Annotated in this window: 16 protein-coding genes; 5 read left to right on the forward strand and 11 right to left on the reverse strand. The window is 71.6% G+C overall.

All coding sequences use genetic code 11. From position 1 onward, the window contains the following. Positions 1 to 112: 112 nt before the first annotated feature. Positions 113 to 517, forward strand: a complete 405-nt coding sequence (locus OG842_RS11055) for a winged helix-turn-helix transcriptional regulator (RefSeq protein WP_266733525.1) — start codon at positions 113 to 115, stop codon at positions 515 to 517. Here the strand turns inward: OG842_RS11055 and mutM are convergent. From mutM to recG, 8 genes are all read right to left on the reverse strand, one after another. Further along, on the reverse strand, positions 490 to 1,350 hold the full coding sequence (gene mutM, locus OG842_RS11060; RefSeq protein ID WP_266729447.1) for a bifunctional DNA-formamidopyrimidine glycosylase/DNA-(apurinic or apyrimidinic site) lyase: 861 nt from the start codon (positions 1,348 to 1,350) through the stop codon (positions 490 to 492). The two genes, OG842_RS11055 and mutM, sit on opposite strands and share 28 nt — an antisense overlap. Before the next feature lie 116 nt (positions 1,351 to 1,466). Continuing rightward, complete coding sequence (gene rnc, locus OG842_RS11065) at positions 1,467 to 2,291, reverse strand: ribonuclease III (RefSeq protein WP_266729448.1); 825 nt, start codon at positions 2,289 to 2,291, stop codon at positions 1,467 to 1,469. 19 nt (positions 2,292 to 2,310) lie between these two features. Then, a complete protein-coding gene (rpmF, locus tag OG842_RS11070; RefSeq protein ID WP_003965982.1) occupies positions 2,311 to 2,484 on the reverse strand; it encodes a 50S ribosomal protein L32 in 174 nt (57 codons plus the stop codon). A 2-nt stretch (positions 2,485 to 2,486) separates the two neighbouring features. Beyond that, the gene (locus tag OG842_RS11075) at positions 2,487 to 3,161 is read right to left on the reverse strand and encodes a YceD family protein (RefSeq protein ID WP_266729449.1); all 675 of its coding nucleotides are present in this window, start codon (positions 3,159 to 3,161) and stop codon (positions 2,487 to 2,489) included. 174 nt (positions 3,162 to 3,335) lie between these two features. After that, positions 3,336 to 4,427, reverse strand: a complete 1,092-nt coding sequence (locus tag OG842_RS11080; RefSeq protein ID WP_328512194.1) for a cell division initiation protein — start codon at positions 4,425 to 4,427, stop codon at positions 3,336 to 3,338. Between the two features lie 98 nt (positions 4,428 to 4,525). Then, a complete protein-coding gene (coaD, locus tag OG842_RS11085; protein WP_266733526.1) occupies positions 4,526 to 5,005 on the reverse strand; it encodes a pantetheine-phosphate adenylyltransferase in 480 nt (159 codons plus the stop codon). A gap of 26 nt (positions 5,006 to 5,031) precedes the next feature. Further along, positions 5,032 to 5,616 (reverse strand): 16S rRNA (guanine(966)-N(2))-methyltransferase RsmD, encoded by a 585-nt coding sequence (gene rsmD / locus OG842_RS11090; protein ID WP_266729451.1) that lies wholly within the window; start codon positions 5,614 to 5,616, stop codon positions 5,032 to 5,034. A 117-nt stretch (positions 5,617 to 5,733) separates the two neighbouring features. Further along, positions 5,734 to 7,965, reverse strand: coding sequence for an ATP-dependent DNA helicase RecG (recG, locus tag OG842_RS11095; RefSeq protein ID WP_266729452.1), 2,232 nt, complete (start codon positions 7,963 to 7,965; stop codon positions 5,734 to 5,736). A 339-nt stretch (positions 7,966 to 8,304) separates the two neighbouring features. Between recG and OG842_RS11100 the strand changes: the two genes are divergently transcribed. Beyond that, positions 8,305 to 9,651, forward strand: a complete 1,347-nt coding sequence (locus tag OG842_RS11100; protein WP_266729453.1) for a hypothetical protein — start codon at positions 8,305 to 8,307, stop codon at positions 9,649 to 9,651. Here OG842_RS11100 and OG842_RS11105 read toward each other — a convergent pair. Beyond that, positions 9,635 to 11,254 carry a DAK2 domain-containing protein gene (locus tag OG842_RS11105; protein ID WP_266729454.1) on the reverse strand — a complete coding sequence of 540 codons (1,620 nt, stop codon included), beginning with the start codon at positions 11,252 to 11,254 and terminating at the stop codon, positions 9,635 to 9,637. The two genes, OG842_RS11100 and OG842_RS11105, sit on opposite strands and share 17 nt — an antisense overlap. 260 nt (positions 11,255 to 11,514) lie before the next feature. On the opposite strand from OG842_RS11105, the gene rpmB reads away from it, so the two are divergent. After that, a complete protein-coding gene (gene rpmB, locus OG842_RS11110) occupies positions 11,515 to 11,700 on the forward strand; it encodes a 50S ribosomal protein L28 (RefSeq protein WP_030928661.1) in 186 nt (61 codons plus the stop codon). A gap of 99 nt (positions 11,701 to 11,799) precedes the next feature. On the opposite strand, the gene thiD is transcribed toward rpmB, so the two are convergent. Continuing rightward, positions 11,800 to 12,606 carry a bifunctional hydroxymethylpyrimidine kinase/phosphomethylpyrimidine kinase gene (gene thiD, locus OG842_RS11115; protein WP_266729455.1) on the reverse strand — a complete coding sequence of 269 codons (807 nt, stop codon included), beginning with the start codon at positions 12,604 to 12,606 and terminating at the stop codon, positions 11,800 to 11,802. Between the two features lie 10 nt (positions 12,607 to 12,616). Then, positions 12,617 to 13,588 carry a thiamine-phosphate kinase gene (locus OG842_RS11120; protein ID WP_259934913.1) on the reverse strand — a complete coding sequence of 324 codons (972 nt, stop codon included), beginning with the start codon at positions 13,586 to 13,588 and terminating at the stop codon, positions 12,617 to 12,619. Positions 13,589 to 13,912: 324 nt separating this feature from the next. On the opposite strand from OG842_RS11120, the gene OG842_RS11125 reads away from it, so the two are divergent. Continuing rightward, positions 13,913 to 14,146: an Lrp/AsnC family transcriptional regulator gene (locus OG842_RS11125; RefSeq protein ID WP_072487263.1), complete on the forward strand. Its 234-nt coding sequence runs from the start codon at positions 13,913 to 13,915 to the stop codon at positions 14,144 to 14,146. A 20-nt stretch (positions 14,147 to 14,166) separates the two neighbouring features. Further along, complete coding sequence (locus OG842_RS11130; protein WP_376319568.1) at positions 14,167 to 14,649, forward strand: DUF3515 domain-containing protein; 483 nt, start codon at positions 14,167 to 14,169, stop codon at positions 14,647 to 14,649. The last annotated feature ends 12 nt before the right edge of the window (positions 14,650 to 14,661 follow it).

Consider the following 14,661-nt stretch of genomic DNA (forward strand, 5'->3'; position numbering starts at 1 on the left):
CACTTCTTCGGCTTCTGACCGTCGGCGCGCCCGGCGCTCACCCACAGAAAGCGCACTCCGGTGGTGAGCGCTGTGCGGGCGTACGCTGCTCGCTATGGACGAGAGTCTCGGTATGGACGAGAGCGCGGACGAGAACACCCGTCCGGACACGCTCGCCTTCGACGTGTTCTCCCGGCAGTGCCCCTCACGCTCCACGCTGGAACATGTCACCGGGCGCTGGGGCAGCCTGACTCTGGGAGCGCTGTACGAAGGCGGCTTCCGCTTCAACGAACTCCGTCGCCGGGTCGACGGGGTCAGCGAGAAGATGCTCTCGCAGACCCTCCACGCCCTGGAACGGGACGGCCTGGTCCACCGCGAGGCCCAGCCGACCAATCCCCCGCGCGTCGACTACGAGCTGACGCCCCTGGGCCGGCAGGTGGCCGAGCGGCTGCTCGCGCTGATCGAGCTCGTCGAGGGCCGGATGCCCGAGGTGCTCCGGGCCCGTGACGGCTACGACGAGGCGCGCGGCGGGCGCTGACAGCGCGGGCAGAAGTAGCTGGAGCGGTTCATCCAGGGGCGGCGGCGCATCGGCGTGCCGCAGCGGTGGCAGGGCTCGTCCTCGCGTCCGTAGGCGTCGAGCGAGCGGTCGAAGTAGCCGGACTCGCCGTTCACGTTGACGTAGAGGCTGTCGAAGCTGGTGCCGCCCTGGTCGAGCGCCGCGGTCATCACGTCGCGGACATGGCCGAGCAGTTCGGCGGCCTTGGGGCGGTTGAGGCTCGCGGTCGGCCGGTCGTAGTGCAGTCTGCTGCGCCAGAGTGCCTCGTCCGCGTAGATGTTGCCGACGCCGCTGATCAGCGACTGGTCGAGCAGGGCCCGCTTGACGGTCGTACGGCGCAGGCGCAGCGCCGCGTGGAAGGCGGCGTCGTCGAACGCCGGGTCCAGCGGGTCGCGGGCGATGTGCGCGATGGTGTCGGGCAGCCCGTCGGGCGTGTTCTCGTGGAGCGAGAGCCCGCCGAAGGTCCGCTGGTCGACGAAGCGGAGCTCGGTGCCGAGGGAGTCGTCGAAGCGGATCCGGATGCGCAGATGCTTCTCGTCCGGGGCGTCCTGCGGCTGCACCAGCAGCTGGCCGCTCATCCCGAGGTGGCCCAGCAGCGAGCTGGACGCGTCGTCCAGCGGCACCCAGAGGTACTTGCCGCGGCGCATCGCCGTTCCGAAGCGGGCGCCGCCGAGCCGGGCCGCGAAGTCCACGCCACCGGCGAGATGACGGCGGACCGCACGCGGGTGCAGCACCTCGACGTCACCGACGGTGCGGCCGGTGACCCAGCGTTCGAGACCACGCCGTACGACTTCGACCTCGGGCAGCTCGGGCACTGTGTCGCTCCTGAAGGAATGCAGCATGCAGAATGCTCTGATTGAACAATATTGAACAATACGGTTCCGGGCAGGAAGAACCCCCCGGTGCACAGGGCACCGAGGGGTTCTCGGGGTCAGGCCGGAGTGGCGTCCGTGGACGGCGACGGGCCGGACGGGGCATCGGTGGCCCCTCCCTCGGCAGCGGCCTTCGCCGCAGCCGCCCGTTCCTCCGCGGCGGCGCTGATCTCGCGCCAGGCGGACTCCGCCGCCTGCTGCTCCGCTTCCTTCTTGCTACGGCCGGTGCCGGTGCCGTACGAGACACCACCGACGCGAGCAGCAGCAGTAAAGGTCTTCTCGTGGTCCGGGCCGGTCTCCGTGACGATGTACTCGGGAACTCCGAGGCTCTCGCCGGCGGTGAGCTCCTGGAGGCTGGTCTTCCAGTCCAGGCCGGCACCGAGGTTCGAGGACCTGTCGATCAGCGGGTCGAAGAGCCGGTGGACCAGCTCCGAGGCCGCGCTGAGGCCCTGGTCGAGATAGACCGCGCCGATCACCGCTTCGAGGGTGTCGGCGAGGATGGACGCCTTGTCCCTGCCACCCGTGCCCTCTTCACCCCGGCCGAGCCGGATGAAGGAGCCGAGTTCCAGGCCGCGGCCCACTTCCGCAAGCGCACGCGAGTTGACCACCGCGGCCCGCAACTTGGCCAGCTGGCCTTCGGGCAGGTCGGGGTGGGTTCGGTACAGCGTGTCCGTGACCACCAGGCCGAGCACCGAGTCCCCAAGGAATTCGAGCCGCTCGTTGGTGGGCAGACCGCCGTTCTCGTACGCGTACGAACGGTGGGTCAGCGCACGCACCAGAAGGGCGGTCTCGAGTTGATACCCGAGCCGCCCTTCCAGAAGCGTGTGGGACGAGGCTGTGTTGACGTTGTCTGCCTTCTTCTTGGCATTGGACAACTCAGACATCGGGCCTCTCACCAGCCGCTCAGACCTCGAGGACCTGGCGCTTGTTGTACGTGCCGCAGCTGGGGCACGCGATGTGCTGCAGCTTCGGCTCCTGGCAACGCTCGCACGAAACCAGGGTGGGGACCGCAGCCTTCCACTGCGACCGGCGGTGGCGCGTGTTGCTGCGCGACATCTTCCGCTTCGGAACAGCCACGGCTACTTCTCCTGCTTCTCGTCGACGCCCGCTTCGGCGCCGCCCATGTTGTCCTTCTCGCCGTCCTGAACGGTGTCGGCGAGTCCCTGCAATGCCGCCCAACGGATGTCGACGGCATCATGGTGGTGGTCGGGGTTCTCGTCCAGCCTGATTCCGCATTCGGAACACAGACCGGCACAGGACTCCCGGCACACCGGCTGCATCGGCAGTGCGAGCACCACCGCATCACGCAGCACTGGTTCGAGGTCGAACAGGCCGTCCTCGATGAAGAGCCTGTCCTCGTCGTCCTCGGCGTCGTCGGCCGGCTCCGCCTTGCTGCTGCGGCCCCGGTCATCGGCGTCAGGGTACGAGAACATCTCCTGGAAGTCCGCAGCGACCTCTTGGCGCAGCGGCTCCAGACACCTTACGCACTCCCCCTCGGCCGACGCACGGGCGGTGCCTGTGACAAGCACCCCTTCCATGACCGACTCAAGGCGGAGGTCCAGCTCCACGGGTGCGCCTTCCGGCACACCGATGACCCCTTCGATGCCGAGGACAGCCGGCGGACCGGGTGCGTCCACGGTGCGGGAGAGCCGCTGGAGGGCACCGGGACGCCGGCCCAGCTCGTGCGTATCGAACACGAGGGGGTTTCGGTGGTCGAGGTGGCCGTTCAGGGCTTTTCCTGCTTTCGAAATCATGTGCAACGCACATCGTGGGGAGGGCCGACCGGATTCGGAGTCGAAGCGGGCAGCCGGGATCGCGGACATACGCGCGACCGAAGAGCCAGGATACTGGACGCGCCGCCCAGCTCCCAATCCGGGCCGTCGGGACCGTCCGGGCCATGGGCTCCGGGGCCGGGCGGTCCCGTCCGGTCAGCGCTCCTGTTCGTACCGGCGGAGCTGGTCCAGGTCGATCATGCTGGTGTCGAACAGGCTGGTCTCGTCGAGGGCGCTCTCGCCCTGCTGCTGGACCTGCTGGCCCTGGGCGGGCTGCTGCTGCCAGCCGTCGTACCCCTGGACGGGGACCTGGGCCTGGGGCTGCTGCTGGGTCTGGTCGTAGCCCTGCTGCTGATAGGCCGCGGCGTACGGATCCGGCTGCTGCTGGTACCCGTAGACGTCCTGCTGCGGCTGCCCCTGGTACGCGTAGCTCTCCGCGTAGCCCGAGCCCGGCTGGGCCTGGGCGGGGAAGTGCGGCTGGGCCTGCTGGTGGACCGGCTGGGGCTCCGGGGTGGCGAGCCCGGCGAGGCCGGCCCAGTGGTCCTCGTCGCTCATGTGCGTCTGGTTGCCCGCCGCGTCCTGAGCGGCCACGTGCGCACCGAGCTCGTCGGTGGCGACCCGGCCGTGCAGCTTCTGCCGACCGCGGCCGACCGCGTCCAGGGTCTTGGCGAGCACGGCCTCGAAGGCGCCCAGCTTGGTGTCCACGTACTCGTCCGCCCGGCGCTGGAGCGTGGCCGGATCGGCGCTGCGCTCGGGAGCCTCGGCGAAGTCCGGGTCCTCGTAGCCCTGCTCGTCGAAGGGCTGGCCGCGGCCGAGGAGCTTCTCGCGCCCGCGGTCGACGGAGCCGATCGTCTTGGTGAGGACGACCTCGAAGTTGGCGAGCTTGCTGTCGACGTACTCGTCGGCCTCGGCGCGGACCTCGGCGGCCTCCCGGCGGGCCTCGTCGAGGATGCGGTCGGCCTCGCTGCGGGACTGTCTGGCGATCTCGGTGTCGGAGATCAGCGAGGTGCGTTCGGCGCGGGCGGCGCCGATGATCCGCTCGGCCTCCTGGCGGGCCTGTTCGGCCAGCTGCTCCTGGCCGCCGATGAGCTCCTGGGCGTGGGCGAGCGAACCGGGCAGGGCCTCGCGCACCTCTTCGAGCATCACGAGCAGTTCGGCGCGGTTGACCACGCACGAAGCCGACATGGGCATCGACCGGGCGTTCCCGACCGCTTCGACGATCTCGTCGAGCTTCTTCTGCACGTCCACCGTGTGCTCGCCACTCTCTACAGCCGATTGGAGACGGACGGGACGACTGTAAGGCCAGTCGGCGCCCGTCCGACACCTGGTGACGGACCGTCAGCGGTTCACTGCTGAGCGAGACGTTCGGTGAGGGCCTCGTGGACCAGCGGGGGAAGCAGGTGGGAGACGTCTCCGCCCCAGGTCGCGACCTCCTTGACCAGGGAGGACGACAGGAAGCTGTAGGTGGGATTGGTCGGCACGAAGAGCGTCTCGACGCCGGAGAGGCCGTTGTTCATCTGGGCCATCTGGAGCTCGTAGTCGAAGTCGCTGACGGCCCGCAGGCCCTTCACGATCGCCGGGATGTCGCGCTGCTTGCAGAAGTCGACCAGGAGGCCGTGGAAGGACTCCACCTGGACGTTGCCGAACTCCGCGGTGACCTGGCGGATCAGGTCGATCCGCTCGTCGACCGTGAACAGGCCCTTCTTGGACTGGTTGATCATCACCGCGACGTGTACGACGTCGTACAGCTTCGAGGCGCGGCCAATGATGTCGAGGTGTCCATTGGTGATGGGGTCGAATGACCCCGGACAGACGGCGCGGCGCAACTTGATTCCCTCGCTCTCCGGTCCGGTCATCGTGCGTCTTCGCACGTAGAGGCGGCGCGACCGTACCAAAGCGTTCCTTCGCCGTAGCGACGGGCCCGCAACGGCTCGAATCCCTTGGGCCAGCCGAATTCTCCGCCTCTGGTGCTGCGTTCCACGGTGACGAGGGCATCGGCCGTGAGCCAGCCCTGAGCACGGAGTGTGAGCAGTATCTCGCCAAGATCGTCGTCGGTGACGGCGTACGGCGGGTCCAGGAACACCACGTCGTAGGGGTCCCCCGGGGCCGGTCCTGTCACGATCTGTTCGGCTTTGCCGGTGCGGACCTCGGCGCCGGGCAGGCCGAGGGTGCGGACGTTGTCCCGGACGGTGCGGACGGCCTTGGGGTCGGCCTCGACGAGCAGAGCGTGCACCGCGCCGCGGGAGAGCGCCTCCAGGCCGACGGCCCCGGACCCCGCGTACAGATCGGCGATACGGATGCCCTCCAGGCTGCCGAGGAGCGCTTCCCAGGTGGAGAAGAGGCCCTCGCGCGCACGGTCGGAGGTGGGGCGGGTGCCGGTGCCGGGCGGAACGGCCAGGCGGCGTCCGCCGGCCGAGCCGGCGATCACGCGGGTCATGGGTGTCTGGTCCTCGGTTCGTGGGCGGGCCCGCGGGGTGCCGCGGCGACGTGCCACCCACGATATGGCGTCGTCGCCGATCGGGCCCCCGCACCCGGCGTCCCCCGCCGGTCCCGGTCAGCCCTTGTCGAGGTACTGCTCGCGCTCCTTGTCGAGCAGCGCGTCCAGCGCGGTCCGCAGCTCCGGCAGGTGTTCGAGCTCCGGGTCGGCGGCGACGATCGCGACGGCCTCCTCGCGTGCGGCGGCGATGACCTCCTCGTCGTCGATGACGGTGAGCATCCGCAGCGAGGAGCGGACCCCGGACTGGGCCTGGCCGAGGACATCACCCTCGCGGCGCTGCTCCAGGTCGATCCGGGAGAGCTCGAAGCCGTCCAGGGTGGCGGCGACCGCGGAGAGGCGGGCGCGGGCGGGACTGGCCTCGTGGGCCTCGCTGACCAGCAGGCAGAGCCCGGGGGCGGAGCCCCGGCCGACCCGGCCGCGCAGCTGGTGCAGCTGGGAGACGCCGAAGCGGTCGGCGTCCATGATCACCATGGCGGTGGCGTTGGGGACGTTGACGCCGACCTCGATGACGGTGGTGGCGACCAGGACGTCGACCTCGCCCGCGGCGAAGCGGCGCATCACGTCGTCCTTGTCGTCGGGGTTCATCCTGCCGTGCAGCACCTCGATGCGCAGACCGGCCAGGGGGCCCTTGGTGAGCTGCTCGGCGATCTCCAGCACGGCGAGCGGCGGGCGCTTGTCGCCCTCGGCCTCGGGGGCCTTCTTCTTCGCCTTCTTCCCGGCCGCCTCGTCGTCGGCGTCGTCGCCGATGCGGGGGCAGACCACGTACGCCTGGTGTCCGTTCTCCACTTCTTCCCGCACCCTTTCCCAGGCGCGGCTGAGGAAGTGCGGCTTGTCCTTGGCGGGCACCACATGGCTGGCGATGGGCGAGCGGCCGGCCGGGAGCTGGTCCAGTACGGAGGTCTCCAGGTCGCCGAAGACGGTCATGGCGACCGTACGGGGGATGGGGGTGGCCGTCATGACCAGCAGGTGCGGCGACCTCCTTTCCCCCTGGGAGTGCCCCTTGGACCGAAGGGCGTCGCGCTGTTCCACCCCGAAGCGGTGCTGTTCGTCGACGACGACCAGGCCCAGGTCGTGGAACTGGACCTTGTCCTCGATCAGGGCGTGGGTGCCGATCACGATCCCGGCCTCGCCGGTGACGAGGTCGAGGAGCGCCTGCCGGCGGGCCGCGGCGCCCATGGAGCCGGTGAGCAGCACCACCTTCGTCCCCTGCTCGGAGCCGCCCAGCATGCCGCCCTCGGCCAGCTCCCCCATCATTTCCGTGATCGAGCGGTGGTGCTGCTGGGCGAGCACCTCGGTGGGCGCGAGCATCGCGGCCTGCCCGCCCGCGTCGACGACCCCGAGCATGGCCCGCAGCGCGACCATGGTCTTCCCCGATCCGACTTCGCCCTGGAGGAGCCGGTGCATCGGGTGCTCGGTCGCGAGGTCGTCGAAGATCTCCTTGGAGACCTTCTGCTGCCCGTCGGTGAGGGTGAAGGGCAGCTTGGCGTCGAAGGCGTCGAGCAGCCCGCCGGGCACGGGTCTGCGGGCCACGGCCGGGAGCTGGGTGTCGGCGTACCTGCGGCGGGCCAGCGCGACCTGGAGGACGAAGGCCTCGTCCCACTTCAGCCGGTCCCTGGCCTCGGCGATGTCCGCCTTGGTCTGCGGGCGGTGGACCTTGAGCAGCGCCTCGGGGAGCGCCGTGAAGCCGCGGCCCTCGCGCAGGCCCGGCGGCAGCGGGTCGACGGCCTCCTGCGCGCTGGGCAGCACCGTGTCGACGGCCTTGGCGATCCGCCACGAGTCCAGCTGCTTGCAGGCCGGGTAGATCGGCAGCAGCCGCCCGGCGAAGGCGTCCACCGCCTCCGCAGCCCCAGCCCCGTCGGCGGATTCAGTGTCCAGCAGCTGGTACGTCGGGTGGGCCAGCTGCATCTTGCGGTTGAAGACGGAGACCTTGCCCGCGAACATCGCCCGGCGGCCGGGCAGCAGCTCCTTGTGCGGCTTGTGGACGCCGTGGCCGAAGAAGACCAGCTGGAGCCGGCCGTGGCCGTCGGTGAGGGTCACTTCCAGGCGCTTGCCGCGGCCGTTGTTGAACATCAGGACGCGGGCGTCGGCGACCTGGGCGACCACCGTCACATGCTCGTCCAGCGGAAGGTCGGCCAGCGCCGTGAGCCGGCCGCGCTCCTCGTACCGCCGCGGGTAGTGGTGGAGCAGATCACCGACCGTGTGCAGGTCGAGGTGTTCGGCCATCACCTTCGCGGTGGCTCCGCCGAGCAGCTTCTTGAGGGGTTCATCGAACGCAGACACGCGATCCATTGCACACCACAGCACTGACAGATGTCTGGCGGGCACCACCCGGAACCTGTGAATCCCCTGGTCGCAACCGTCGCCGCGCCGCTAGGGTCGGCTCCCACGCTTCCGGCTCGCGATCACCTCTCCAGGGATCGCCCGACCCGCGCTGTCGCGAGTGCCTCACCGGACGAGGCACAGGCCCCCCACCGGCGCTGCGACGATGACATCTGAGACCTCAGCGAATTCCGCGTCCCCCGAACACACATCGAGTTCTGTGCCCTGACCGGCAACGAGGCCCGCGGCCTGGAAATCCTCGCCGAGCGGCCCGCGTACTTCACCGACAGCGGCAACCCCGGCAGCCTGATGGACTACCTGGCCGTCATGGCGCTGCTGATGGGCCGGCTGACCGCGCTCGGCCACGGCGGGCAGTCGGCGCCGGGTCCGGCCGGGACCGACTGGACCGCCTCCTCGCTGGCCGCGCACGCCCGCGCGCGGGCGCTGGAGCTGGCCGCCCGGTTCGACGGACGCAACGGCACCGCGCAGGTCGGCAAGCTGGTGCGGGAGCGGCTGGACCGCCGGCCGCTGGTGGACCGGCTGCCGCTCGGTGTACGGGCGGGGCGGCCGGCCGCCCCGCCCGGGAAACCTGAGTCCGCCCCGACGCCTTCCCCGGAGACACCTGCGAAGACGCCCCCGAACCTGACCGCCCTGCTGGCCGAGGCTCACCGTCTCTCCGACGCCCAGCACCCGGACGCCGGGGCCGCCTGGGAAGCCGTCGCCCGCCGGGCCGCCGAACGGGACGGGGCCGCGGCCGGCCTGTCGGACCACGACCGCGCGTGCGTCGAGGACCACCGGGCGATGTACGGCTCGCTCCCGCCCACCGAGGCGATGGCGGCCTTCGGGAGGGCCGCCGCGTTCTACGAATCCGCGGGCGACCCGGGCGAGGCCGCCGCCGCGGCGGGCCGGGCCGCGTACGCCCGCGCGCTGGAGCCCGGCGGGGCGGACGGGGCGCTGGCCGCGATCGCGCCGGTGGTGGACCGGATCCTGGCCCTGTACGCCGACGGCGCGGCCACCGCCCGCCAGGCGGGCGGCGCACTGGTGTGCCGGGCCCGCATCCTCGCCCGACTGGTGCAGGACGCCCCGGACGAGGCGGCCGCCGAATCGGCCCTCGCCGGTCTCGAACAGGGGGCGCGGGAGCTGCTCGCGTTCACCGAACCACTGCACGGGGAGCCGGGGGTGGCCACCCGGACCGCGGAGGCTCTGGATCTGCTCGGCGACGTCGCGGCGTTCCGCGGCGACCCGCACGGCGCGCTGGAGCGGTACGAGCGGGCCGCCGCCGAGACCGACGGAGCCGGGCTGTCCTGGTACGCCGTCGAGTACTTGGCCAAGGCGTCCGGGCTCGCCGCCCAACTGGAGGAGTACGAGCGGGCGGAAGCGGCGGCACGGGGCGGCGTTCGTCCCGGCGCGCGGGCGGGCCCGGCTGCATCTGCGGCTCGCCGAAGTCCTCGCCGGTACCGGGCAGTTCGCCGAGGCGGTCGAGCAGGCGCTGGACGCCGCGCACTGGGTCGGGGAGCCGGACGAGACGGGCGAGGAGCGCCGCGCGGAGGCCGAGGCGCTGCTGGAGTACGTGGGACGGCGAACCGGCGCCTAGAAGAAGGCCGCCGGGCGGCCCCGGCAGCCCTTCGGGCCGACCTCGCTACTCCACCCCGATGAGCAGCGGAGCGCTCTGGCGGCCGCCCCGGTACACCACCGTGTCCACCGCCAGATAGCCCTCGCGCACGTGCTCCTCCAGCGCGTCCGCGAGGCTGTCGGGGACGTCCTCGCCGAGGACCAGGGTGACCAGTTCGCCGCCCGCCGCCAGCATCCGGTCCAGCACGTCGCGGGCGGTCCGCGGTACGTCCCCGCCGATGACCGCGACGTCGCCGTCGATCAGGCCCAGCACGTCGCCCGCCTGACAGATGCCCGCCATGGTCCAGGACTGCCGTTCGGCGACGGCGAGTTCGGCGTAGCGGGTGGCGCCGGCGGCGGCGGTCATCGCCACCACGTCCTCGTCGAAGCTGCGGTCGGGTTCGTGGACGGCGAGGGCCGCGATGCCCTGGACGGCTGCCCTGGTCGGGATCAGGGCGACCCGGACGCCCTGGGCGCGGGCCTGTTCGGCGGCGGCCGCGGCGGTGTGGCGCAGCTCCGCGTCGTTGGGCAGCAGGACCACCTCGCGGGCGTGCGCCCGGAGGATCGCGTCGACCAGTTCGCCGCTGGCGGGCGGCTCGCCGGGGCGGGCCAGCACCGTGGTGGCCCCGGCCTCCTTGCACAGGTCGCGGAGCCCGTCGCCGGGGACCAGTACGACGACCGCGCGCTGCACGGGCTCGGCGTGGGGGTGCACCCGGTCCGGGCCGAAGTGGGTGATCCGGATCCGGTACGGCCGCCCGGCCTCGACCCCGGCCTCCACGGCGGCACCCGCGTCGTCGACGTGCACATGGACGTTCCACAGTCCGTCGCCGCCCACCACCACGAGCGAGTCGCCGAGCCGGTCGAGCCGGGTCCGCAGCCGGTCCACCGCGTCGTCCGTGGCCTCCAGCAGGTAGATGACCTCGAAGGCGGGTCCGCCCTCCGCGTCGGCCTCCGCGCAGTCGTCCGGCACTTGAAGGATCGGCACCGCCGTCCGACGGCGCTCGGGCGCCTGCCCGCAGACCGCTTCGACGAGCGCCCCGAGCACCGTCACCAGGCCCCGTCCGCCGGCGTCCACGACGCCCGCCCGGCCGAGGACGGCGAGCTGTCCGGGGGTCGCCTCCAGGGCCGTGCGCGCCCCTTCGTACGCCGCCCGTGCGACCTCCGTGGTCCCGGCGCCGTCCTCGGTGCGGGCGGCGGCCTCGGCGGCCGCGGTGGCCACGGTGAGCACGGTGCCCTCGACAGGGTGGGCCACGGCCTGCCGGGCCGCCGCGGCGGCGACGGCGAGCGCCCGGCGCAGCCGGTCCGCGTCATGGCCGTCGGCCAGTACACCCGCCATCCCGCGCAGCAACTGGGCCAGGATCGTGCCGGAGTTCCCTCGGGCGCCGATCAGGGCGCCGTGCGCCATGGCCCGCACCGCGTCGGCCGTGGCGGGCACGGTCCCGCCGGTCTCGTGGGCGGCGAAGACCGCTTCGACGGCCTGGGTCGCGGATTCCACGGTGAGATAAAGGTTGGTCCCGGTGTCCCCGTCGGCGACGGGGTACACGTTGATCGCGTCGATCGCCTCGCGCTCCCGGCCCAGCGCCTCAAGCGCCAGTGAGCACCAGGTGCGCACCGCGACGGCGTCCATGTCGTCGGCGGTCTGCGGCACCTGTCGGTCCTCCTCGGATTCGGCCGTGGGCGGCCGGCTGCATCGCAGAGTAGTACCCCGCGCACCGGGTCCGGCGGGGACAGGGGGCGGGAGGGGGTCGGTGAAACCCATGGTAGTTTCGTTCTACCGACGCAGCCGTTGTATGCTGCTTCGGTTGCCCGATGAGAGTCGGGCCATCCCTCCGGTACCGCCACTTCAGTCAAATGATTCCGGCGCGCCGGATTTCACTGTAAGTGCATCTGAAGTCTTTGGAGTGACCCGTGGCTGCCAACTGCGACGTCTGCGGCAAGGGGCCGGGCTTCGGCAACAACATTTCGCACTCGCACCGCCGTACGTCCCGTCGCTGGAATCCCAACATCCAGCGCGTGCGTGCCGTGGTCGGTCGGACGCCGAAGCGGCTCAACGTCTGCACCTCGTGCATCAAGGCCGGCAAGGTCGCGCGCTGACGTTCCCGTCGTAGCGCAGCCTTCCGGTTGCCCAAAAAGCCGGTCCACCTCGGTGGACCGGCTTTTTGCTGTGCTCCCGGCCTTTCGCGCCGTGCGCCCTCAGCAGGTGCGCGTCCGCCAGCCGTGGTCGACCGGGCCGATCCCGGAGCCCAGCGGGAAGCCCGCCATGATCGCCCCGGTGACGTACGCCTTCGCGTGCCGTACCGCCGTGGGCACGTCCTGCCCCAGGGCCAGCCCGCAGGCGATGGCCGAGGCGAGGGTGCAGCCGGTGCCGTGGGTGTGGCGGTTGTCGTGCCTGGGGGCGCGCAGCCAGTGCTCCTCGGCGCCGTCCGTCAGCAGGTCGACGGGCTCCCCCGGCAGATGACCGCCCTTGACGACGACCCAGCGCGGTCCGAACTCCAGCAGCGCGGCGGCGGCCCGCCGCATCCCGGCCTCGTCCTCGACGTGGATGCCGGTGAGCTGTGCCACCTCGTCCAGGTTCGGGGTGGCGACCGTGGCGACCGGCAGCAGCTTCGTCGTCACGGAATCGAGCGCCTCGGCGGCCAGCAGCGGATCACCGTGCTTGGAGACGCCGACCGGGTCGACGACCGCCGGGGCGCCGGTGGAGGCGAGGAGTTCGGCCACCGTCTCCACGAGGACGGCCGACGACAGCATTCCGGTCTTGACCGCCTGCACCCCGATGTCGTCGACGACGCTGCGGTACTGGGCGCGCACCGCCTCGGCGGGCAGTTCCCAGGCGCCCTGCACACCCAGCGAGTTCTGGGCGGTGACGGCGGTCAGCACGCTCATCCCGTGCACACCGTGCGCCAGCATCGTCTTCAGGTCGGCCTGGATGCCCGCACCGCCGCCGGAGTCGGATCCGGCGACGGTGAGGACACGGACGGGTACAGCAGCAGATATGGGCATACGCCGAAATCTACTGGGCGTCCTCGATGTCCCCGAAGTGGTCCCAGCCGCTCTTGCTGGTCCACGGCGCCCCGTCGACCGTCACCTGCGGCAGCGCGGAGGGGTTGAGAACCTCTCCGATCACCTTCCAGCGGGCGGGCAGCTTCACGTCCGGCGGGAAGGTGGCGACGATCGCGTGGTCCTCGCCGCCGGTCAGCACCCACTGGAGCGGGTCGACACCGACGGCCTGCCCGATGTCGGACATCTGCGAGGGGATGTCGATGAGCCCCGAGCGCAGATCGATCCGGACCTTGCTGGCCTCGGCGATGTGCCCGAGGTCGGCGACGAGCCCGTCGCTCACGTCCGTCATCGCGGTGGCGCCGAGCCCGGCGGCCGCGGGGCCCGCGTGGTACGGCGGTTCGGGGCGCCGGTGGGCCTCCACGAAGGCGCGCGGCGAACGGAAGCCGCGGGAGAGCACCGCGTACCCGGCGGCGGACCAGCCGAGCCAGCCGGTGACGGCGACGACGTCGCCGGGCTGGGCGCCGGAGCGGGTGACCGGTTCGTGGTTGCGCAGATCGCCCAGCGCGGTGATCGAGACGGTGATCGTCTCGCCGCGCACCACGTCGCCGCCGACCACGGCCGCCCCCGCGACCTGGCACTCGTCACGGATGCCGTCCATCAGCTCGCCGGCCCAGGTGACCGGGAGTTCGGCGGGGACGACCAGGCCGAGCAGCAGCGCGGTGGGCACCGCGCCCATGGCGGCGATGTCGGCGAGGTTCTGGGCGGCGGCCTTGCGGCCGACGTCGTACGCCGTCGACCAGTCACGGCGGAAGTGCCGTCCTTCCAACAGGATGTCCGTACTGGCCACGACCCTGCGGTCGGGAGCGGTCACGACCGCGGCGTCGTCGCCGGGGCCGAGCCGTACCGCCGGAGTGGTGGTGAGCCGGGAAGTGAGCTCCCTGATGAGCCCGAACTCCCCCAACTCGCCCACGGTTCCCTTCACCGAGTCTCACCTCTCATCTATCGCGCCGGACGGTCGTCCGGGCTGCTTCGGCGGCCGGGGGTCCGCACCGTGGACCGGCCGCCGCTCCGGGGAGCGGTCCGCATCGCTGGTCAACGCCATGCCCGTCCCCCTTCCGGACCGCTGCGCTTGCGGTCGCGGGCCGTCACTGCTGTCGGTACTGTCAAGAGATACGTCAACTTGTGTCTTGTGTACGCCACGCTGTGGGCGTCAACGGCCCGCAGGTCTCCCCGCGGCACGCGGCAACGCGATACCGTGGCGTCCCTTTCTCCCCCACATGATCCTCGTGGCCGCCCTGGAGGTTCCGTGGTACAGGCGTACATCCTTATTCAGACCGAGGTGGGCAAGGCGTCGACCGTCGCCGAGACCATCGCCAGAGTTCCGGGAGTGATCCAGGCAGAGGACGTCACCGGCCCCTACGACGTGATCGTGCGCGCCCAGGCCGACACGGTCGATGAACTCGGCCGCATGGTGGTCGCCAAGGTCCAGCAAGTGGAAGGCATCACCCGAACCCTGACCTGCCCGGTCGTCCATCTGTAGTCCCCGTCTACGCTGAGCCGGTGACCTCATCGCGCCGGCTTTGCCACCCCGTGTTCCTCGGCCCGTCCGTCGCCGCACTGCTGCTGGCCGCGGCGGGCTGCTCCACAACGGACGCCGCGGTGCCGATCACGGTTCCCACCCCGTCCCCACAAGCCGCCGCCTACTGCCGTGCGCTGCACGAGGAGCTGCCGAGGACCGTTGCCGGACTCGACCGCGGGGACGCCGGGCCGAAGTCCGAACTGACCGCCGAGTGGGGGGACGGGGAGATCGTACTGCGCTGCGGTGTCCCCCGGCCCGCGAAGATGGACGACCCGATGGCGAAGGGGACCGAGGCGAACGGCGTCAACTGGCTGCTGGAGCAGTCCGAGGACGCCGGTCCGCGTTTCACGACGACCTATCGCAAGGCGTACGTCGAGGTGACCCTGTCGGCGGCGTACGCCCATGACGCGAGCCCGCTGGCCGCGTTCGGCCCGGCCGTCCGCAAGACGGTTCCCGGGCTGTAGGGCGTGCGCTCC

Source organism: Streptomyces sp. NBC_00376, assembly GCF_036077095.1.
Taxonomy (GTDB): domain Bacteria; phylum Actinomycetota; class Actinomycetes; order Streptomycetales; family Streptomycetaceae; genus Streptomyces.